Source organism: Flagellimonas hymeniacidonis, assembly GCF_008040165.1.
Taxonomy (GTDB): domain Bacteria; phylum Bacteroidota; class Bacteroidia; order Flavobacteriales; family Flavobacteriaceae; genus Flagellimonas; species Flagellimonas hymeniacidonis.
The window spans coordinates 1,763,868-1,784,966 of record NZ_VRUR01000002.1 but is presented as its reverse complement, the minus strand read 5'-3'; the positions used below and the strand labels follow the sequence as shown (position 1 = coordinate 1,784,966).

Below are 21,099 nucleotides of genomic sequence, written 5' to 3'. Positions count from 1 at the left end.
ATAGGGTATGCTAAAAGCCATTATTGTTGACGATGAACAACACTGTATTGACCACATCATAAGGTTGATAGAATCTGTGGAAGATGATATTCAGATAATTTCTCAGTGCAGAACTGTTCATGAGGCACTTAAAACCATACCAACAACAAAGCCCGATGTTGTTTTTCTAGATGTTCACCTAAATGAGGAAACCGCATTTGATTTATTGGAACAACTGACAACCATAGATTTTGAAATTGTATTTACCACGGCTTTTGATGCATATGCGGTTGATGCCTTTAAGTTTTCAGCTATTGATTACCTGTTAAAACCTGTTGCCCAAGATGACTTTGAGCGGGCATTGGCTAAAATCAAGGAAAAAGCAGGCCTTAAGGACACGTCAAAAAGGTTAGAAGTGCTCCTTCATAACTTTAAAGAGCAATCCGGATTAAAAAAAATAGCTGTCCCAACAATTGATGGTATTTCATTCCATTCTATTGATAAAATTGTTAGATGTCAATCAGATACTAACTATACACACCTTTTTTTAACCAATAAAACAAAGGCTACTGTAGCCAAAACTTTAAAATACTTTGAAGCGTTGTTGGAATCCCATCACTTTTTTAGAACACATCATTCCCATCTAGTAAATCTTAAAATGGTGGAAAAGTATATCAAAGGCAAAGGAGGATATGCACTGATGACAGATGGCAGTCGTGTTGAAATTGCGGTAAGAAGAAAAGAAGAATTTCTAAAAAGGCTCTCGGGATTGTAATGCTTACTATTATTTATTAGAAGCTGGTATTAACCTTGCCGATAAATCTGGTTCTTCCATGTCTTTATCAAAAGGAAACATGGGTCTTTGGATTCTTTTGTACTCTAAACGTTCTAAATCTTGATCTACGCCACCAGGCGTGAGTGCCATTATCCAATCTGCCCTCATATCGTATAATTCTGGAACCAGATAGCCTATTTTTACCACTACAATGTCCGTTTCTCTAGGATTTAAACCCAAATGAGTGAAATCCGATTCCTTATGATAAGGTTTGCGTTTTTTGGTTACAATCACATTAATACTGCCCACATTAACCACAACTTCGGTTTCGGCATGTTTATCACCATGCTTAATGGCGGAAATAGTTCCTGCAAGACGAATAGGTGGAGCATATCTATCGTCAATATCAGCTCCTGCTAAAGCATCTATCTTTCCCCCAACTCCAAGCTCAACAGCTTTTTCTACAAATTCAGGTCCTGGAATGGATGCATAAATAAGTGAGGGGCCATTTGAGGATTGAAATTCTGGTCGTTCCATTATTCTATGCAGTGTCCACGTTACATCACCAGCTCCTCCAGCTGTTGGATTATCACCCATATCGCTAATAATGAATGGATGTTTGTCACTCAAAATGGCCATGTCAAGACTTTCTTTTAAAGAAGCAGTTGGGGCAACAAACTCAAAATTATTGCGCTCTTCCCAAAAACTGGAGGCCAATTTTTCTGCGGAATCGATCACTATTTCTTTTTTATCTCCGGTTACCATGACGACTGCATGGTTTCTTGGTTCATCTGCCCATGCATAACCTATCCATATAGCCGCATCAACAATTCCTTCTTGTGAGGCGACTGGTGCTACCTTTGCGTATAAACTTTTCCCAGGTTCAATTCTAGTGCTTGTTTTTTCACCGGGAAGTAAAATTGGTACAGGAACCCATGCTTTGTATTTAGGTTTTCCCTTACCACTTTCAATTCTATCCAAAAGATTATCTACAGCTCTTTTTTTAGATTCTAGGGCATCTTCATGTGGTGCCATACGATAGCAGGTAATTAAATCTGTGTGTTTTGCCAGTAGTTGTGAAACATTACCATGAAGATCCATTGAGGTTGAAATTAGAGTTTTGGTGCCAATCACCTCTCTAATCCTTTTAATGAAATCTCCTTCGGGATCATCCAATCCTACAACACTCATTGCACCATGAATATCAAAAAACAACCCGTCATAGGGAACGTTTTCTTTTAGCATGTCCAATGTCTTGTTTACCATGGTCTCATAAGCTTCTCTTGTAACAATACCTCCTGGCAGGGACCTTCCTCTTAAAGTAGGAATCCAATATGCACGTTTTCGATTAATGGAATCCACATTAAAAAAGGGATAGGAATCAAAGATGACATCTCCGGTTACTGGGTGAAAAGCTTCTATATGACTCAATGCGGGTGAGAAGGTACTGGATTCTATTGCGATGCCCGCGATGGCAATTTTAGGAAGCTTATTTTCTTTTTTCGAAATATTTAAGTTACAAGAAGATATAAGTAATGCCGATGTGAGGATTAGAATTATGTTTTTCAAAACACCTGTTATTTGTAGTTTACACATCACATCGTAAAAAAGCATCTTTGAGTGCTGCAATCTTATCATCCCAAGTGGTAATAAACTCTTGGGCGACATAGCCTTTAAACCCAGTATCTAAAATAGCATTCATAATGGCTGGATAATACAATTCTTGGGTTTCATCAATTTCATGTCTACCCGGCACACCTGCTGTATGGTAATGCCCAAAATAGGGATGGTAGTTTTGAATACTTCGAATAATATCTCCCTCTTGAATTTGCATATGGTAGATATCATATAATAGTTTAAAATTGTCACTACCCAAATGTTTACAGAGCTCGACCCCCCAAATTGAACTGTCACACATATAGTCTGGATGGTTTACCTGATTAAAAAGTTCCATTTGAATAACAACGCCGTGCTTCTCGGCCAAGGGCATTATTTTGGAAAGCCCATCAACACAATTTTGAAGCCCAACATAGTCGTTAATTCCTCTTCTGTTTCCACTAAAGCAGATAAGATTGGTGTAACCAGCTTCTGCTACTTGGGGAATAATAGTTGTATAATTTTGAATAAGCTCTTCATGATATTTGGGGTCGTTCCATCCCTCTGTCAAACTAATTTCCGCGCCATTGCACATGGAGCAATAAATATCATATTTTTTTAAAAGCGGCCAATCTTTGGGACCGATAAGATCAATGGCTTTAATCCCTAATCCATTTAATATTTGAAGAAATTCTTCTAGAGGTAAATGATTAAAGCACCATTGGCATACACTATGGTTAATATTGTTCTTCAACTCAAAATCCTTGTGTTGCTGACTCTGTGCTAAAGATGAGGTAGTTACCATACCGGCAGAACCAACGGCAGCGGTTGCTATGAAATTTCTTCTCTTCATGATGAGATGTTTATACCTAGAAAGATAGTATTTTAGAAATACAAATGGAAATCCGACCTGACAAAGCTAAACTATTGGAACTTGCGCATTACAAAATGCCTTTTGGCAAGTACAAAGACCGTTATTTGGTGGATTTGCCTTTGGCTTATTTGGTATGGTTCAGGCGGAAAGGATTTCCAAGAGGAACCTTGGGAGAACACTTAAATACGATGTTAGATGTTAAGGACAATGGGCTGGAACCTCTCATAAGACAAATTCAAAAAGAATTTCCTAAGTAATGATCTGGTTTTCTGCTGGCAATTTGTAACTTTACACCCCGTAATAGAAATCCCAATATGTCACAGACCAAGTACATTTTCGTTACGGGTGGCGTTACCTCCTCTTTAGGAAAAGGAATTATCGCTGCATCTTTGGCCAAGTTACTACAAGCCAGAGGTTACCGGACGACCATACAAAAGTTAGATCCCTATATCAATGTTGATCCAGGGACATTAAATCCTTATGAGCATGGCGAATGCTATGTGACCGATGATGGTGCTGAGACCGATTTGGATTTGGGACATTATGAGCGTTTTTTAAATGTTCGCACTTCACAGGCAAACAATGTTACCACCGGAAGGATTTACCAAAGTGTTATTGAAAAGGAACGCAGAGGGGAGTTTTTAGGAAAAACGGTACAGGTTGTTCCACACATTACCAATGAGATAAAGCAGCGCATCCAGATATTGGGAAATAGTGGGGATTATGATATTGTAATCACAGAAATTGGTGGTACTGTCGGTGATATAGAATCTTTACCATACATAGAAGCCGTTAGACAACTTTTATGGGAATTGGGAGATAACAATGGAATGGTGGTTCATTTGACCTTGGTTCCGTTTCTTTCTGCAGCAGGTGAATTAAAAACCAAACCTACCCAGCATTCTGTAAAAACCTTAATGGAAAGTGGAATAAAAGCTGATATTTTGGTTTGTAGAACAGAACATGAGATTTCTGATGATATTAAGGAAAAGCTTGCGCTCTTCTGTAATGTAAAACAAGAAGCGGTAATTCAATCTATCGATGCGTCCACCATTTACGATGTTCCCATGCTCATGCAAGAGGAGGGATTGGACAAAGTGGCTTTGGAAAAATTGGCACTTCCACAAGAAACAGAACCAAATCTTGAGCAATGGAAACAATTTTTAAATAAGCACAAGAATCCAAAGAACCAAGTAACCATTGGGCTTATTGGTAAATATGTTGAGCTTCAAGATTCCTATAAATCCATTTTGGAGTCGTTTATACATGCTGGAGCTGCAAATGAGGTAAAGGTAGAAATACAATCCATACATTCTGAGCATATTACCGAAGCGAATATTGATAAAAAAATGATGGGATTAGACGGTATTTTAGTCGCTCCCGGATTTGGCGAAAGAGGTATTGAAGGTAAAATCTTAGCCGTTCAATATGCCCGTGAAAACAACATCCCTTTTTTAGGAATTTGTTTAGGGATGCAAATGGCCGTAATAGAATTTGCTCGTAATGTGTTAGGATTAAGCGATGCAAATTCAACCGAGATGGATGAAAAAACATCCAATCCTGTCATTAGCTTAATGGAAGAACAGAAGTTGGTGACCGACATGGGTGGGACTATGCGTTTAGGTGCATGGGATTGCCAGCTAAAAGAAGATAGTTTGGTACATGGAGTCTATGGAAAAACCGATATTAAAGAACGCCATCGCCATCGCTTTGAATATAATAATGACTATAAAGCTCAAATGGAAGCGGCTGGATTAGTTGCAACAGGGCTAAACCAAAAAACAGGCTTGGTAGAGGTCATTGAGATTCCTTCGCATCCATGGTTTGTAGGTGTGCAATACCATCCAGAGTATCGAAGTACAGTAGCAAGTCCTCATCCTTTGTTTGTAGGGTTTGTAAAAGCGGTTTTAGTGCAAAAGCAGCAACAAACTAATGCCAGTTTGGCATAAACTCCGTTTTTGGACATATATTTGCCACCTGAAAACCTGAGATAGAGATTTTCACTAAATAACTTTCATGGAAGAAAAGAAGTTGGATATCAATTCCATTATTGGTTTTGTATTGATTTTTGGGATACTCATTTTTATGTTTTACCAAAATCAGCCTACCCCTGAAGAATTAGAGGCCCAAAAAGCAGAGCAAGAAAAGATTGAAGCAGCAGTTACGGAATCTGAAACTGTTGTTGAATCTGTTCAAGATAATGAACCTACATCAATTAATTTACAAGATTCTACCGCAGTAGCAAGCTACAAGAGTGCTGTTGGAGCGTTTGGTTTTACCAAGGCCTCGGAGGGAACTACAAAATTAGAAAATGAGGTGCTTTATTTGGAGGTGGACAACAAAGGTGGCCAGATTGTAGAAGCCAGAATGAAGAATTTTGTTGACCATGACTCTATTCCAATATATTTGGTTAAAGATGGAAATGCTGAATTTGGGATAAATTTTTCTACTTCGGATAATAGGGTGTTGAACACTTTAGATTTGTTTTTTGAACCTTCATTTTCAAACAACGGAGATAATCAAGTGCTTTCCATGAAAGCCAAGATTTCGCAAAATCAATTTTTAGAATATCGATATGAGATGAAACCAAATGATTATTTGGTGGATTTTACTATTCGATCTCAAGGATTGAACGGTGTCATTAATTCAACTCGGCCCATTGATTTGGAATGGAATCTTAAAGGAATCAGACATGACAAAAGTGTTCTATACGAAAATCGCTATACCCGTTTAACGTATAATCATGATGGAGATAAAATCAGCAAGCTTTCAGAGAGTAGCGATTTAGACGAAGAGACCGAAACAGATGTGAAATGGTTGTCTTACCGACAGCATTTTTTCAGTTCTATTTTGGCAACAGATACCCACTTTAAGAGTGCAGCACTTAGTTCCACAAATTTAGTTGAGGAAGAAAGTAAAGAGACATTATTTACAAAAGCCTATACTACCAAGACAGCTTTGGAATTACAAGCGGGAGAACTTTCCCAAAGTATGCATTGGTATTATGGTCCAACAGACGTAAAGGTTTTAGATGACTATAAAGATTTAGGATTGGTAGAATCGATTCCTTTTGGATGGGGAATTTTTGGATGGATAAATAGGCATGTGTTTACTCCCTTTTATACTTTTTTGAGCTCTTTCCTACCATTTGGAATTGCCATTATTGTGATGACCATTGTGGTGCGCTTGGCATTATCTCCGGTTACTTATAAATCTTACCTCTCACAGGCGAAGATGAAAGTATTAAAACCAGAGATTACAGAAATCAATGAGCGGTTGAAGGATAACGCGATGAAAAAGCAGCAAGAAACCATGAAGCTGTACAATAAGGCAGGGGTAAGTCCCATGAGTGGTTGTATACCGGCATTGTTACAGTTGCCCATTTTTTACTCACTGTTCATGTTTTTCCCAACGTCCTTTGCGTTGAGACAAAAGTCATTTTTATGGGCGGAAGATTTATCTTCTTATGATACTATTTTCAATTTACCCTTTGCCATTCCGTTTTATGGAGACCACGTAAGTCTTTTTCCAATTTTGGCATCGGTTGCTATCTTCTTCTATATGACGATGACCACAGGGCAGAGTATGCAAATGCAACAACAACCAGGTATGCCAAACATGAAGTTTATCATGTACCTATCTCCTGTAATGATGTTGTTCTTCTTTAACAACTATGCAAGTGGTTTGAGTTTGTATTATTTTGTTTCCAATTTGATTACCATCTTTATTATGTTGGCTATCAAAAAATACATCTTGAACGAGGATAAAATCCATGCGCAGATTCAGGAGAACAAGAAAAAGCCTAAAAAGGAAAACAAGTTCCAGAAAAAGATGCGTGAAATGATGGAGCAGGCTGAAGCCCAAAAGAAAACGGGAAAACGCTAAAACACTTTTCTACAAAACAAAAACTCCCCCAGAATTTGGGGGAGCTTTCACCATTGATTAGGTATAGTTTGGAAAGATTTGGGACTTCAAAGATGTGACATAATACTCGCCTAAAAAATTAATAGTTGTCAAAGACGGTGTTTTTGTATGGTAAAGAGACCTCTTTTGATGTGTCATCGATAAACGGTAAAGACATATAGATAAAAAGCTCCGTTGATTTTAATCAACGGAGCTTTTAGTAATATTAAAACCTACAAATTATATATTCAGATTATATAGATCAATGTAGTGCATTTAGAACTTCTTCAGGCAAAAGTACTTTATCAATAACATGGACAATACCATTGCTCGCAACATTATCTGCACCAACTACCTTGGCATCCACATGGGTTTTGTCTCTAATGAAAATTCCATGATTGATAATTGCAAATAGGGACTCCCCCTGAAAGGTGTTTAATCTTTGATGATTGTATAAATCGGAAGAAGCTACAGCACTACCAGCAACAACATGATACGTTAATATTTTGGCCAATAAGGCTTTTTCTTCGTCTGTATCAAAATCTTCAAGACTGTTGTATTGATTTCCCAATGCATGAAGCAAGTTTTGGAATGCTTTATTTGTAGGAGCGAAAACCGTGAAAGGACCATCGCCGCTCAATACATTGACAAGACCTGCATCAGCCTGAACCAATGCATCCACTAAAAGACTAAGGTCGTCCACGGATTGGGCTAGCTGCACAATATTAGGTGTTGGCGGAAAGAGAATATCCAAAACTTCCTGAGGTAATAGTACTTTGTTAATTACATGTACTACACCATTACTTGCTTCTACGTCTGGCAAAACAACCGTTGCATTGGTATCTGTGGCATCTTCAATATGCACAGTTCCATTTTTTATATTGATTCCAACATTTTCGCCTTGGAAAGTTTCAATTTGTTGACCGTTGGACAAATCTGTTGAGAAGGCAGCTGTACCTACCACAACATGATAGGTTAACACTTTTACTAAAATATCAATCTCTTCGGGGGTATCAAAATCTTCTAAGCTATGAAAGTCATCTCCCAGAATATCCAAAAGCTCTTCAAAAGCTGCATTTGTTGGGGCAAAAACAGTAAATGGCCCAACTCCGCTCAAGGTTTCTACAAGTCCCGCGTTGGCTGTTTGCAATGCCTTTACCAACAGGCTTAGGTCGTTAGTCTCTATTGCAATTTCTACAATGTTCTTCAATTGTAGTTGCGCAACAAAATCCAAAGCAACTTGTGGCAGTAAGACCTTATTTATAACATGTACAACCCCATTACTTGCTTCAACATTTGGAAGAACTACGGTAGCATTCGTATCTGTAGCATCGACTACATGAACGTTACCATTTTTTATGTTGATTCCTAAGTTGTCACCCAAAACGGTTGGGATATGCTGTCCATCAGATAAGTCTGTTGAAAGTGCTGCAATATCTGGAACTACGTGATAGGTCAAAATGGCAATTAATAAATCAATCTCTTCTTGCGTATCAAAATCGGCCAAACTATTGTAGTTATCTCCTAGAATACCCAATAATTCAACAAAAGCGGCATTGGTTGGCGCAAAGACCGTAAAAGGACCACTTCCGCTCAGTGTTTCAACAAGACCGGCATTCGCAGTTTGCAACGCTTCAACTAGAAGACTTAAGTCTTCGGTTTCTATTGCAATTTCTACAATGTTCTTCAATTGTAATTGCGCAACAAAATCCAAAGCGGCTTGAGGAAGTAATACCTTGTTGATGGTATGTGCTACTCCGTTGGAGGCCATAATATCCGTTCCCGTAATGGTAGCATCCACATCAGAAGCATCACCGATAACAAAACCTCCATCTTTTTCAATAACAGCTATTGAATTGCCCGTAAAGGCAGTGGGCACATCACCAGCTGCCAAATCAGCTTCTAAAACTTTGGCAGGAACCACATGATACAGTAATATATTTGTAAGAAGCGCTAGCTCCTCATCGGTATTAAAATCCTCCAAAGAAGTATAATCATCACCTAAAATATCCAATAACGCTACAAAAGCATCATCTGTTGGAGCAAATACAGTAAAGGGGCCTTCGCTGTTTAGTGTATCAACCAAACCAGCTTTGATAACAGCCGCTTCTAAAAGTGATAAAGCTTCTGTTTCAACCACAATTTCAACCAAAGTCTTTCCTTCTTCTCCACCATTAAGTGCATCAATAATTTCTTGTGGCAATAGCACTTTGTTAATTACATGCACTATTCCGTTGGAAGCATTTACATTGGGGATTACTACCTCAGCATCTATATCTGTAACATCCGAAACAAAAACTCCTCCATCTAGGCTTATAGTAACATCTTCTCCTTGTAAAGTAGTAATGGTTTGACCATCGCTAAGGTCGGTTGAGGCTGCTGCAATACCAGAAACAACATGATATTTTAGGATTGTAGCCAATAATGCTTTTTCTTCAGGAGTGTCAAAATCCTCTAAGGATTCGAAACCATCTAAACCAGATAGTAAGGCTGTAAAGGCATCATTTGTAGGGGCAAATACGGTAAAAGGGCCATTGCCACTTAAGGCTCCAATTAAATCTGATTCTTCATTTTCATCTGCTTTTGTCAATGCAGCTACCAAGGAGCTTAGTGCATCAGTAGCTTGTGCAGTTTGTACAATAGTACTTCGAACATCGTTAAGCGTGTTGAATGCGGTTTGGTCTTCTTCGTCATCGCATGATGAGAATGTGAATACCGCTAGAACCATCAATAAAAAATGGCTCTTTAGTTGTAGTGTCTTTTTCATTTTCAAAAAGGGTTAAGGGTTAATTGTTGAAGTGAAAAAAGAGGGCCATTGTTCTCAAAATGGCCCTCTTTTTAAAATTAATTTGTAGTATCTGGAAGTAATACAGCATCCAATACATGAATAACACCATTTACGGCTTGAACATCCACGGCATCAATACCAATACCCATATTGCCAGCACCATCGGTAACATTGGCAATATTACCATCCGTGCCAGGTAATGTTATGGTAAAGCTGTCCCCTTCCAAGGTTGCAGGAGTGACAGTATCGCCATCAGGAGTTAAGTCTCCCGAACGTATATTGGCTCCGGAAATCACATGATGTTGTAAAACACTGGTCAATAAACCAGAGTCGATATCGGGTAATCCGTTCCACATATCATTGCTATCCAACAAAGATTGGAAGGCCTCATTTGTTGGTGCAAAAATGGTAAATGGGCCATCGGCAAGCAATGTAAGGATGAAATCAGGTTGTCCGTCTGTAGTTAAAGCAGCTTCCAAGGAATCAAAATTTGGATCTGCTACTACAAAGTTTACTACATTGGGTAAGTCTATTACAGCATCCACTGCATGAATCACTCCATTAGTAGCAACGATATCTGCTATGGCCACATTACTTACTCCATTTAAAGTAACTCCATCATCTGTATTGATATAAAGACTGAAATTCTCATCAGTATCAAATTCCGCTGCGGTATTGACATAAGAGTTGGTCAATCCCGAAGAGAATGCGGCAGCACCAACAATAACATGGTTTGAAAGTATATCATTGATATCGTTGGAACTTGGGTTCGTAAATGCATCAAAGGCAGCATTTATAGGAGCAAATACGGTAAAGTCTTCATCAGCAGTTGAAAGTAAATCTGTAAATGTGGTGTTACCACCGTCCGTAAGTGCGCCAACCAAAGAGGTTAAATTTGGATTTGCCACGGCATGGTCAACAATGTTTGGCAATCCAATTACGGCATCTACAATGTGGATTACACCATTCAATGCTTTTACATTTGGTGTTTCAACGGAGGAAACGGCATTGAATTCAACCCCGTCTGCAGTATTAAAGAAAATACTCATGTTTTGGTCACCAGCACCTGTTGCCAATGTGTTTGTATATCCAGAACCTAAGCCTTCCAAATCGGTACTCATTAAAGCTCCTTCAATCACGTGATTCAATAATACATTTGTCAAAATATCAACAGGGATATCTCCAAGTTCTGCTCCATCCAAGAAAGCTGTAAAAGCATCATCTGATGGTGCCAATACTGTAAAAGGACCATCTCCTCTTAATACTGTTGGCAAGTCTCCATTAGCTGCGGTTAAAGCTGCGACTAAACTTTCGAGATTTTCATTTCCAAGGGCTAAATCTGTAATAGGAATCAAAATGATGTCGGCCAATTCATCCAAAATAGGCTGTGGCAACAGTACTTTGTTAATAATGTGTACCACACCGTTTGTGGTTTCAACATTTGCGGTGGTCACTTCTGCATCTACATCTGTAGCATCACCAATAAAGACACCGCCTTGCGTGGAAACATCTAGAGTACCTCCTTGAAGTGTCGTCAAAGTTTGACCATCACTTAAATCAGAAGAAAGCGCACCTGTACCAGGAATGACGTGGTATGTTAGAATGGTAGCTAGTAGGTTTTGGAGCTCTTGGCTGTTAAAGTCACCCAAGGAATCAAATCCATCTAATTGAGCAAACAAGTCTGCAAATGCAGCATTGGTAGGCGCGAAGACCGTGAAAGGGCCATTTCCACTTAAAGCACTAACTAGATCATTGTCGGCGCTTTCATCAGCTTTTTGAAGGGCACTTACCAAGCTGCTTAAGTCTGCAGTAGCAATAGCAGCTTCTACGATGTTACTTGATGGTACAACTGGTGTTGAATTGTCGTCATCATCCGAACAGGATGTAAGAATCAGGGTAAAAACCAATAAGGTTAATCGGGATAATTTCATTAGTGCTTTCATGGGTATAAATGATTTTATGTTGTTTAATGCTGTAAAGATGTTATTAAACAAAATAGGTTGCTTTCTGTTTAACTATTTTTATAAAAAGTTTAACAATTTTGGCGTTTAGCATCCATGATAATACATGTTATTCATGAATATTAATCAGAAAAGCCTTTATGAACGCTTGTGTAGTATGCATTTTATTCGAAAAACAGTTTATGGATTTGAAGCAGCCTATAATTTAGATTCGTTTATTAGATTTTCATATCTTTTTACTTTGTTTAGTGTTTTGTAAAATTATTTAATCAGAATGGACAAATATTTTTCTGTTTTTATGCCGCTTTTTCAGATTAAATGGAACTAATCTTTTCTTGGGACTTTACCGGCGTGATTCTAAATAATACGGTTATGACTCTGGTAGTATAAACCGTGACCTTTTTGTACTTTTGCAGGGCTAAATGAGCATGATGAAAAAAGTTGTCATTGGACTTTCTGGGGGTGTGGATTCAAGTGTTTCTGCTTATCTGTTAAAAGAGCAGGGGTACGAGGTCATTGGGCTGTTTATGAAAAATTGGCACGATGATTCTGTGATTATTTCTGATGAATGTCCGTGGGTAGAGGATAGCAATGATGCGCTTATTGTTGCTGAGAAATTGGGAATCCCATTTCAAACGGTGGATTTAAGCACAGAATACAAAGAGCGTATTGTTGATTATATGTTCAACGAGTATGAAAAGGGAAGAACACCAAATCCTGATGTATTGTGCAATCGCGAGATAAAATTTGATGTTTTCTTAAAAATAGCGTTGCAATTGGGTGCCGATTACGTTGCAACAGGTCATTACTGTAGAAAAGGAACGTTGGTAGATGATGATGGAGAAGAAACGTACCAGCTTTTAGCTGGTGTGGACGGTAATAAAGATCAGTCTTATTTTTTATGTCAATTATCGCAAGCACAACTTTCAAAAACGCTGTTTCCAATTGGTGAACTCACAAAACCTGAGGTAAGAAGGATTGCAACAGAAAATGATTTGATAACGGCGGATAAAAAAGATTCACAGGGACTATGCTTTATCGGAAAAGTGCATTTACCTGAATTCTTGCAACAAAAATTGAAGCCGAAAAAAGGTGTAATTGTTGAAGTTCCTAACGATGCCCAGCAGTTTAATATAAGTGTCCCCAAGTTCGATACTAAAACTGCGGAACTAGCCTTTCATGCTGAAAAGCCATCTTATTCAGAAGCTGATGGAAAAGTAGTTGGTGAACATCAAGGAGCCCACTACTTTACAATAGGCCAACGTAAGGGTTTAAACGTCGGAGGAACAAAGGAACCGCTATTTGTAATTGAAACCGATGTTGATAAAAATATTATCTACACCGGTCAGGGGAAATCACACCCCGGTTTATTGAGGCATACACTTTTTGTACATGATAAGGAGTTGCATTGGGTAAGGGAAGATTTGGCTTTAAAAATAGATGAGAGCATGGAGGTGATGGCTAGGATTCGATACAGACAACCACTGCAGCAAGCCACTTTGTATAAAACAGACTTTGGTTTGTATGTAGATTTCAAAGAAAAGCAATCCGCCATTACTGAAGGTCAGTTTGTGGCATGGTATACTAATGATGAACTTATTGGCTCAGGAGTTATTTCTTAAATATGGGTCAAAATAAAATCACGCAACTTTTCGGAATCCAATACCCCATAGTTCAAGGTGGAATGGTTTGGTCCAGTGGCTGGCGATTGGCCTCTGCCGTTTCCAATGCGGGCGGTCTTGGTCTTCTAGGAGCGGGTAGCATGTATCCCAATGTCCTTTTGGAGCATATTGAGAAATGTAAAAAAGCAACCGCCAAACCTTTTGGTGTAAATATTCCCATGTTATATCCCAATATTGAGGAGTTAATGGAGATTATAATTGCCAATGGAATTAAGATTGTTTTTACCTCTGCTGGAAATCCTAAAACATGGACCAATCATTTAAAAAAACATGATATAACGGTAGTACATGTAGTTAGTAGTGTAAAATTTGCCCTGAAGGCACAGGATGCCGGTGTTGATGCCATTGTTGCTGAAGGTTTTGAAGCTGGAGGACATAATGGAAGAGATGAAACTACCACCATGGTTTTGATTCCTTCCGTAAGAGAAAAAATAAGCATTCCATTAATTGCGGCAGGAGGGATTGCTACTGGCCAGGCGATGTTGGCAGCTAGGGTTTTAGGCGCAGATGGTGTTCAAATAGGAAGTAGATTTGCCGCGAGCACTGAGGGCTCTTCGCATGATTTATTTAAGGCACAGATTATAGCTGCAAAAGAGGGAGATACACATTTAACACTTAAAGAATTAGCTCCAGTCCGATTACTGAAAAACAAATTCTATGAGGACATTCAAAAAGCGTATGCCAGAGGAGCGACTATTGAAGATTTAAAAGATTTATTGGGTAGGGCAAGAGCAAAACGGGGTATGTTTGAAGGAGATTTAACTGAAGGTGAACTGGAAATAGGACAAGTTTCAGGATTGATCAATGAGATAAAAACAACTGCACAAATAATGGAAGATTTGGTCAACGAATACAACAAAGCAAAAAAAGAGGTCAGAAATTTCTGAAGTACTTAATTCATTGATTTTCTCTACATTTACTAGTCGATGAAAACACTAACCTCAACAGTACTTCTCCTCGCGTTTTTAATGCAGTCCTACGGACAGGTAGAACGAGATAAAGTACTTCATTTTACTGGGGGAGCATTATTTGGTTTGGCAGGAGCTGGTGTTGCCAAACAAATCTCTGATGGAAATAGAACATGGACTTTTGTTGGAGCGGTTGTCGGAAGTGCTCTGGCGGGAATAGCAAAAGAATCTATTGATGCAGGCCAGGACGGTAATCAGTGGGATAACGATGATTTGGCGGCAACCATTTTAGGTGGCATTACCGTAGGGGTTGCCATTGAGGTGTTCTCCAAAAAACGAAACAAACAAGGCCCTAGAGGAAGTCTTACTACGGAGTACTTAGAACCCATAAATTTTCGGACTAATTACAGTGACATGGATGTATTGGTTCAACAAGACAAGTTACCTACCTTAACTTCGTTTGGATTCTCATCCAAATTCTTAATGAATTCTTCCCGTTAGAAAAGGCTATCAAAGTAGCCCTCTTGCCTTAATTTCCAAATACTTATTAATCGTGTTTATGGTCAAGCTTTCCGGTTTGGTCAAGATGGTCTGAATTCCATATTGCTGCAATTCCCTTTGCATCAGTCTTTTTTCCAAAGAAAACTTTTCTGCAATGGTTTTATGGTAAATGGTTTGTAGATCTTCTGCATCTGTGCCAATTAGTGATTCCAATTCTGTGTTTTCAAAGAAAATAACAACTAAAACATGCTTCTTGGCAATGGCCAGCAAATAGGGGAGTTGCCTTTTTAAAGCTGAAATATGTTCAAAGTTGGTGTATAAAAGCAGTAAACTGCGTTGGTTGACCTTACGTTTAATATGAGCATACAAAAGGCCAAAATCTGAATCGGTAAACTCGGTGGTAATATTATACAGTTTTTCTAATATGGTATTCAGGTGTGAAATTTTCTGCACAGCGGGCACAAAAGTCTCTATGTTTTTGGAAAAGGTAATCATCCCGGTTTTATCGTTCCGCTTTAAGGCTACATTGGAAAAAGCCAAGGTTGCGTTTATGGCATAATCCAATAGTTTTAATCCATTGAAGGGCATTTTCATCACTCTACCTGTATCAATAATGGAATAAATAGGCTGAGATTTTTCATCCTGATATTGGTTCACCATTAATTGGTTCTTCTTTGCGGTTGCCTTCCAATTTATAGTTCGGATATCATCTCCTTTTATGTATTCTTTTATTTGTTCAAATTCCTGGGTATGTCCAATGCGCCGTATTTTTTTTAAACCGAATTCACTTAGGCGATTGTTGATGGCTAAAAAATCATATTGTTGCATTTGTATTATAGAAGGGTATACAGGAACCATCTGGTCTTTTTGAAACACGAACCTCCTCTTAACAATTCTAAAAGGAGAAGAAGCATAGATATTCAAATTGCCAAATATATATTCTCCCCGTTCTACAGGCCTAACGGAATAATCAAATTGGTAAGGGATGCCTTTTTGAAGATGTATGTTGTGTTCAAAATCCCTTTTTTGAAATTGCACCGGTAATTCATCAATGACACTTATTCCTGTTTTAAAAGGATATTTTGAAGAAAGTTTTATGGTAAGGGTATTGTGGTCACTGTTGGAAAGCTTCTGTGGAAGATTCCGCTCACATTGAATTGCATTTGGGGTGGTGTAAAGAAGATAACAATCGAACACAAACAAGGCCATTAAAATGAAAACCAAGACCCAACCTATAGGGTAGAGGATAGGCACCCAATAGGATAGTACAAAACATGCCGCCAAAAAAGCGATGTATCTGAAGAACCTATTGTGTATGTAAAACGATTTTAGAAAGCGCATCCTTATCTTGGAATTTCAACAGATTCCATAATCATGGTCACTACAGTTTCGGTGGTCATTCCTTCCATTTCTCGTTCAGGTGTAAGAATTACTCTGTGGTTAAGAACAGGTACTAACGCTTTTTTTACATCTTCTGGAATTACAAAATCTCTCCCAGAGATAGCGGCAAATGCCTTAGCCGAGGTGAGTGTGGCAATAGACGCTCTTGGAGAAGCTCCTAAATACAGATGGGGATGATTTCTAGTATTGGTAATGATATTTGCGATGTATGTCATGATTTTCTCTTCAACAATAACATCGTGAATGTTCTTTTTGAATTCTTCCAACTTTTTAGGTGTGAGCACCGATTTGATTTTATCTTGAGGTTTTTCACCTTTTCTTTCGTGGTGACTTTGAATAATTTGAATTTCCTCATCAACAGAGGGGTAATCCACTTTGATTTTAAAAAGAAAACGATCCAATTGTGCTTCGGGTAAGGCGTAAGTTCCTTCTTGCTCAATGGGATTTTGTGTTGCCAAAACCATAAAAGGCTCTGCCATTTTATAGGTGGTTCCATCAATGGTGGCCTGTCTTTCCTCCATGGTTTCAAAGAGTGCCGCTTGAGTTTTGGCAGGTGCTCTATTAATTTCATCAATTAAAATGATGTTGGAAAAGATAGGCCCCTTTTTAAATTCAAATTCAGAACTCTTCACATTAAAAATGGACGTTCCCAAAATATCACTGGGCATTAAATCTGGCGTAAATTGAATACGACTAAAATTGGTTTTCAGCGTTTTCGCAAATAGTTTTGCTGTTACCGTTTTGGCAATACCAGGAACACCTTCTATTAAGGCATGCCCATCTACCAATAGGGAAACAATGAGAAGGTCCATAAAATGTTTTTGACCTATAATGACACTTGCCAATTCCTTTTTAATGAGTTCAACAGTGCTTTTTAATTCTTCCAATGGAACTCTGTTGTCAAAGTTTAAATCGTTATTTTCCATCCACCTGTGCTTTAAATGCTTCTATTTTTTTGTTCAATTTTTGTAGTTCTATATCTGTAATTTGTTGTTTGGATTGAACGTTTTTCATCAAGTCAAACAGCTCAATTACTTCTTCTATATTGTTATTGCTTCGTATGGCCAATCTTTTTAGGAAGGCTTCATCAACATGCTGAGTAGACATGTTTAGTTTTGAGCGTATGTATTCTAAGAAATATGCTATTTTATGTTCTGTGATTTGCTGCTGTTCCCCATTTTCAAAATACATATCGGCTATAGTTCTTGTAAATGACAGTGTTTGATTTTTTAAAGGTGTTACGACAGGAATTGCCCTTTGTTTGCGCTTCCCTTCAAAAATAACATAGACCAAGGCTCCAATCAGTACCAAATAGTAGGCCCATTTAAACTCTTTGGTATTTAAAAAGAGGTACATGGGAGAGGTATAGAAGGACTTTCCTGATTTATGGTAATTATCTATTAAAATGGTATCATTCCCATCTAAATAGGATAATAGTCCTGATGTATAGCTAAGATTTTTATCCTTTAGGATAAAATAATTGGTGAATGCCTTGGGGAAGGTCGAAAGCATAATTTGCCCTTGGCCGAAAGGTTGTTTAATCACATTTATGCTCTTAGTGATAGTATCAGTGCTATCGGCTTTGGCATAAACTTCACCTAAAGCAATGGTATTTAAGGTGTCAATTTTATGGAAAGCTTGTGTGTAATAATCTTTTTCAAACGGAACAGCATCAGATTTAAGGTTAGGATTTACCAATTGGTGATAAAAAGAGGGATGTATTTGATTTCCGTTGTAAATGCTGCTATGGTCGAGTTTTAAGGTGTCCAATAATTGTGCTTCAAAATTATCTGAGGCAACAAATAGCGTATTGCCCATGCTCACCCAATCTAACAGTACATCAAGTTCGGTTTCACCAAAGGAGACAGACCTGTTTACAAAAAAGTAAGTGCCTTTTACCGTATCATTTCTCATTAAGAATTCAAAAGGCGGTATGCGAACCTGTTTTACTTTTGACGGAAAATAGTTGGTGATTAAATCGTTTAAAACGTAGGTGCCATAGGGTATTTTATGATGCGAAACATAGGATTCAAACCAATTGACTTTTTTTGGCTTGTTATATTCCATTAGGAATATGAGTCCTAAGGTTATAATTCCAATTACGATATATATCCGCCCCTTTTTAAGCATCTGTCGCGATGGATTTTTTCAGTGAAACAAAAACAGCCTCTGCTTTTGCATATCGTTCATGGTCAATATCAAATTCCCCATACCAGATATAATCGTACAATAAAGTAGCCCTGCTAAAGGTCTTTTTTAGGGTGCTAGCAGATAGCTCATGGATGTAATCGTCATTTGTTTTTTGCAATTGCCAATCTATGAGTTCCCTTTCTGATAGTAATTTCAGGATAAAAAGATAATAATACCGTATGGCGAGGCGATAATTGTTGTCCTCTAAAGCATCTTTTATGAGTTGTTGAATGTCCTCGGTTTTAATAATGCGTTCCTCTTCGGAAAGGGAAACCATATTTGGGTTTTTTTGGCTATATACTAGAGAACGGGTATTAGCTTTTATAAAAAAACGAATGATAAGAAACAACAAAATAGCTAGAAGAATGTAAGGTAAGATCTCTAAAAAAACAGCTAGATTTCCAACAGCTTGATCTACCCCAAAAAGCCATTCAAAAAATTGCCTGAAGAGATTGTAAAACCAGTTGGTAACTCCATCCCACCAAGTATTTTCTGTTTTTATGACTACGTAGTCAAATTTGTCATCATCCAAATAAGCTTTTAAGTCCTCTTGCCCAATCTTAAGAGGTGTAATTTTTGATTGATCATATTGGACAATGGTATCGTTTTGAGAAAAACCACTTGTCCAAAACAAAAGCAAAAATCCTAAAAGCAGTAGTTTCTGCATTTAATCCTCGGTTGATTTTCCTATGTTATCTATACGTTCGAATGTTCCGGTAAAATTTTTCTTTTCGTTGAGGTTAAAGAAAATAAATGAGGTAGTGACCAAGAGAATAATATTCATTAAAAATTGAATCAACGTACTTACCGCATTTAATAATAGATAAACAGGGTCGTTAAATACGTTTAAATTCTCTGCATCCATCTCACCAGAGAAAACACCCATTTTTGCCCACATGTAAATAACCCCTGGGAGGCTGAAGGCGTACGTGGCGATAATTACAATAATGTAAACTACCATAAGTGTAGCGAAAGTAATCCACCAATTTTCTTTAATCAATGTAAAACTATACTGATAGGAATCCATGGTATCTTTTTTTAGAAATACCAAGATGGCAAAAGAGATGGATAATGGAATTGCAAGATAAATACCGGGTATAAAACAAAGCATTAATCCGGCTCCAACCGATAAACCTACCAAAAACCCTAGTCCAATAAAAGACCAAAAAGAACCGTAAACCCCTCCTCTAATATCTTCAAAAACAGTTTTTCCATTGTTGTCGATATAGGATTTTATATAGTGCAAAACAGTTCCTTGTGCCAAAACATAGGCCGTAATTGAACTTGCAAATAATGCTAGAATGGCAATGATCATGATGGCAGGGGAGTAGCTATTTCCCGAACTGCCAATGGCACTAAGGTTAAAAATATCGCCTATGGTGTACATGTAGAAACCCATAGAAATCAGCATTACGAGTATATAGGGGCCAACAATTCTTAAGATGGTTCCAAAGAAGGGTTTAAACTGGCTTCGAATAAAACCAAAAGAATCGGAGAGTATTTCCCCCAATTCCCGTTGCTTTTTAAATTCAATGTATTGCTGTTGTTGCATGTTGCATTCGTTTTTTTAGTTGGTTTGGATAAATGATGTAGTAAAAAATAATGAGGAATAAAGACCCCGATATAATTAGAATGGCGAGCCAGTCGGGCATTTCGGTATGTCTGGTTACAAAGCCCTCCAAAAAGCCAGCGATAATGAAAAAAGGAACAGTGCTCACCATAATTTTGAGCCCGTTTTTCATACCCCTTTTAAAAGATTCCAATCGGGTATACGTGCCAGGAAAAAGAATTCCGTTGGCCAAAACAAGCCCGGCACAACCCGCTATGATGATAACAGAGATTTCAATAGTGCCGTGAATCCAAATGGTACGGACGGACTCCCAAAGCAATCCTTTTTCATAAAAGAAGTACTGAAAACTGCCTAACATAATGCCATTTTGTAACATAATCATAAGCGTTCCAATACCAAGAAAAATACCGAAGATGAAAGCGTATACGGCAACCTTTATATTATTAATGGTTATGCCCAAAAACATATTAAATTCACCCTGTTGCTTGTACACGGCCATGGGATCTCCTTTTTCAATATTTTCCAAAGTCATGTTCACATATCCATCTCCCAAAATGGACCGTACAAAATCACCTTCATTTGCAGAAGAAAATGCACCAACCGTGGCAAAAAACAAGAAAACCAAAAAGGATATCAGTAATTCTTTGTGATGGGCATGGAACATGTTTGGAAACTCTGTTTTCCAAAACGTAACAATACGATTCCTGGATTCCCGTTTAGTCTTATAGATTTTTTGATGCGCTTGGGAAGCCAAAGAATTTAAGTAGAATTCGGTATTACTTCCCCCATAAAAGGTTTTTGCGTAGCTAAGATGATCGGTGATTTCAATATAGAGGTCAGAAAGCTCATCAGGTTGCAGCGTGCCTTTATTATTCAGGACATTTTCAAAAGCGGCCCATTTATCCTTATTTTGCTTCACAAAAGCAGCCTCGCGCATTAAATGATATGGTTTAGTAGTAAAGAAACTAAAA

General features: G+C 38.0%; 17 protein-coding genes. 7 read left to right on the top strand and 10 right to left on the bottom strand.

Annotated features, from left to right (window positions below; translation table 11 throughout):
• Positions 1-7: 7 nt before the first annotated feature.
• Complete coding sequence (locus tag FVB32_RS16950) at positions 8-754, top strand: LytR/AlgR family response regulator transcription factor (protein WP_147745010.1); 747 nt, start codon at positions 8-10, stop codon at positions 752-754.
• A 9-nt stretch (positions 755-763) separates the two neighbouring features.
• Here FVB32_RS16950 and FVB32_RS16945 read toward each other — a convergent pair whose 3' ends face one another.
• Entirely contained in the window at positions 764-2,350 is a 1,587-nt protein-coding gene (locus FVB32_RS16945) for a M81 family metallopeptidase (protein ID WP_147745009.1), read from the bottom strand.
• The gene (locus tag FVB32_RS16940) at positions 2,343-3,203 is read right to left on the bottom strand and encodes a hydroxypyruvate isomerase family protein (protein ID WP_147745008.1); all 861 of its coding nucleotides are present in this window, start codon (positions 3,201-3,203) and stop codon (positions 2,343-2,345) included. The genes FVB32_RS16945 and FVB32_RS16940 overlap by 8 nt, the downstream gene beginning before the upstream one ends.
• A gap of 44 nt (positions 3,204-3,247) precedes the next feature.
• Here FVB32_RS16940 and FVB32_RS16935 point away from each other — a divergent pair, with 44 nt between their 5' ends.
• From FVB32_RS16935 to yidC, 3 genes are all read left to right on the top strand, one after another.
• Positions 3,248-3,481: a DUF3820 family protein gene (locus tag FVB32_RS16935; RefSeq protein ID WP_147745007.1), complete on the top strand. Its 234-nt coding sequence runs from the start codon at positions 3,248-3,250 to the stop codon at positions 3,479-3,481.
• Positions 3,482-3,538: 57 nt separating this feature from the next.
• Entirely contained in the window at positions 3,539-5,173 is a 1,635-nt protein-coding gene (locus tag FVB32_RS16930) for a CTP synthase (RefSeq protein ID WP_147745006.1), read from the top strand.
• Positions 5,174-5,240: 67 nt separating this feature from the next.
• Positions 5,241-7,109 (top strand): membrane protein insertase YidC, encoded by a 1,869-nt coding sequence (gene yidC / locus FVB32_RS16925; protein WP_147745005.1) that lies wholly within the window; start codon positions 5,241-5,243, stop codon positions 7,107-7,109.
• A gap of 280 nt (positions 7,110-7,389) precedes the next feature.
• Here yidC and FVB32_RS16920 read toward each other — a convergent pair whose 3' ends face one another.
• Entirely contained in the window at positions 7,390-9,894 is a 2,505-nt protein-coding gene (locus FVB32_RS16920; RefSeq protein WP_147745004.1) for a fasciclin domain-containing protein, read from the bottom strand.
• A gap of 77 nt (positions 9,895-9,971) precedes the next feature.
• Positions 9,972-11,858 carry a fasciclin domain-containing protein gene (locus FVB32_RS16915; RefSeq protein ID WP_147745003.1) on the bottom strand — a complete coding sequence of 629 codons (1,887 nt, stop codon included), beginning with the start codon at positions 11,856-11,858 and terminating at the stop codon, positions 9,972-9,974.
• Positions 11,859-12,307: 449 nt separating this feature from the next.
• Here FVB32_RS16915 and mnmA point away from each other — a divergent pair, with 449 nt between their 5' ends.
• The 3 genes from mnmA to FVB32_RS16900 are packed head-to-tail and all read left to right on the top strand — an operon-like array spanning position 12,308 to position 14,967.
• The gene (gene mnmA, locus FVB32_RS16910; RefSeq protein WP_147745002.1) at positions 12,308-13,498 is read left to right on the top strand and encodes a tRNA 2-thiouridine(34) synthase MnmA; all 1,191 of its coding nucleotides are present in this window, start codon (positions 12,308-12,310) and stop codon (positions 13,496-13,498) included.
• Between the two features lie 2 nt (positions 13,499-13,500).
• Positions 13,501-14,445, top strand: a complete 945-nt coding sequence (locus FVB32_RS16905) for an NAD(P)H-dependent flavin oxidoreductase (protein ID WP_147745001.1) — start codon at positions 13,501-13,503, stop codon at positions 14,443-14,445.
• 39 nt (positions 14,446-14,484) lie between these two features.
• On the top strand, positions 14,485-14,967 hold the full coding sequence (locus FVB32_RS16900) for a hypothetical protein (protein WP_147745000.1): 483 nt from the start codon (positions 14,485-14,487) through the stop codon (positions 14,965-14,967).
• Positions 14,968-14,976: 9 nt separating this feature from the next.
• On the opposite strand, the gene FVB32_RS16895 is transcribed toward FVB32_RS16900, so the two are convergent.
• The 6 genes from FVB32_RS16895 to FVB32_RS16870 are packed head-to-tail and all read right to left on the bottom strand — an operon-like array spanning position 14,977 to position 21,065.
• Entirely contained in the window at positions 14,977-16,308 is a 1,332-nt protein-coding gene (locus FVB32_RS16895) for a DUF58 domain-containing protein (protein WP_147744999.1), read from the bottom strand.
• Positions 16,309-16,310: 2 nt separating this feature from the next.
• Positions 16,311-17,294: an AAA family ATPase gene (locus FVB32_RS16890; protein ID WP_147744998.1), complete on the bottom strand. Its 984-nt coding sequence runs from the start codon at positions 17,292-17,294 to the stop codon at positions 16,311-16,313.
• Positions 17,284-18,498 (bottom strand): DUF4350 domain-containing protein, encoded by a 1,215-nt coding sequence (locus FVB32_RS16885; protein WP_147744997.1) that lies wholly within the window; start codon positions 18,496-18,498, stop codon positions 17,284-17,286. The genes FVB32_RS16890 and FVB32_RS16885 overlap by 11 nt, the downstream gene beginning before the upstream one ends.
• The gene (locus tag FVB32_RS16880; protein WP_147744996.1) at positions 18,491-19,225 is read right to left on the bottom strand and encodes a DUF4129 domain-containing protein; all 735 of its coding nucleotides are present in this window, start codon (positions 19,223-19,225) and stop codon (positions 18,491-18,493) included. Before FVB32_RS16880 ends, FVB32_RS16885 begins: the two co-directional genes overlap by 8 nt.
• Positions 19,226-20,110, bottom strand: coding sequence for a hypothetical protein (locus tag FVB32_RS16875; protein ID WP_147744995.1), 885 nt, complete (start codon positions 20,108-20,110; stop codon positions 19,226-19,228).
• On the bottom strand, positions 20,088-21,065 hold the full coding sequence (locus tag FVB32_RS16870) for a stage II sporulation protein M (protein WP_147744994.1): 978 nt from the start codon (positions 21,063-21,065) through the stop codon (positions 20,088-20,090). Before FVB32_RS16870 ends, FVB32_RS16875 begins: the two co-directional genes overlap by 23 nt.
• Positions 21,066-21,099 lie beyond the last annotated feature (34 nt).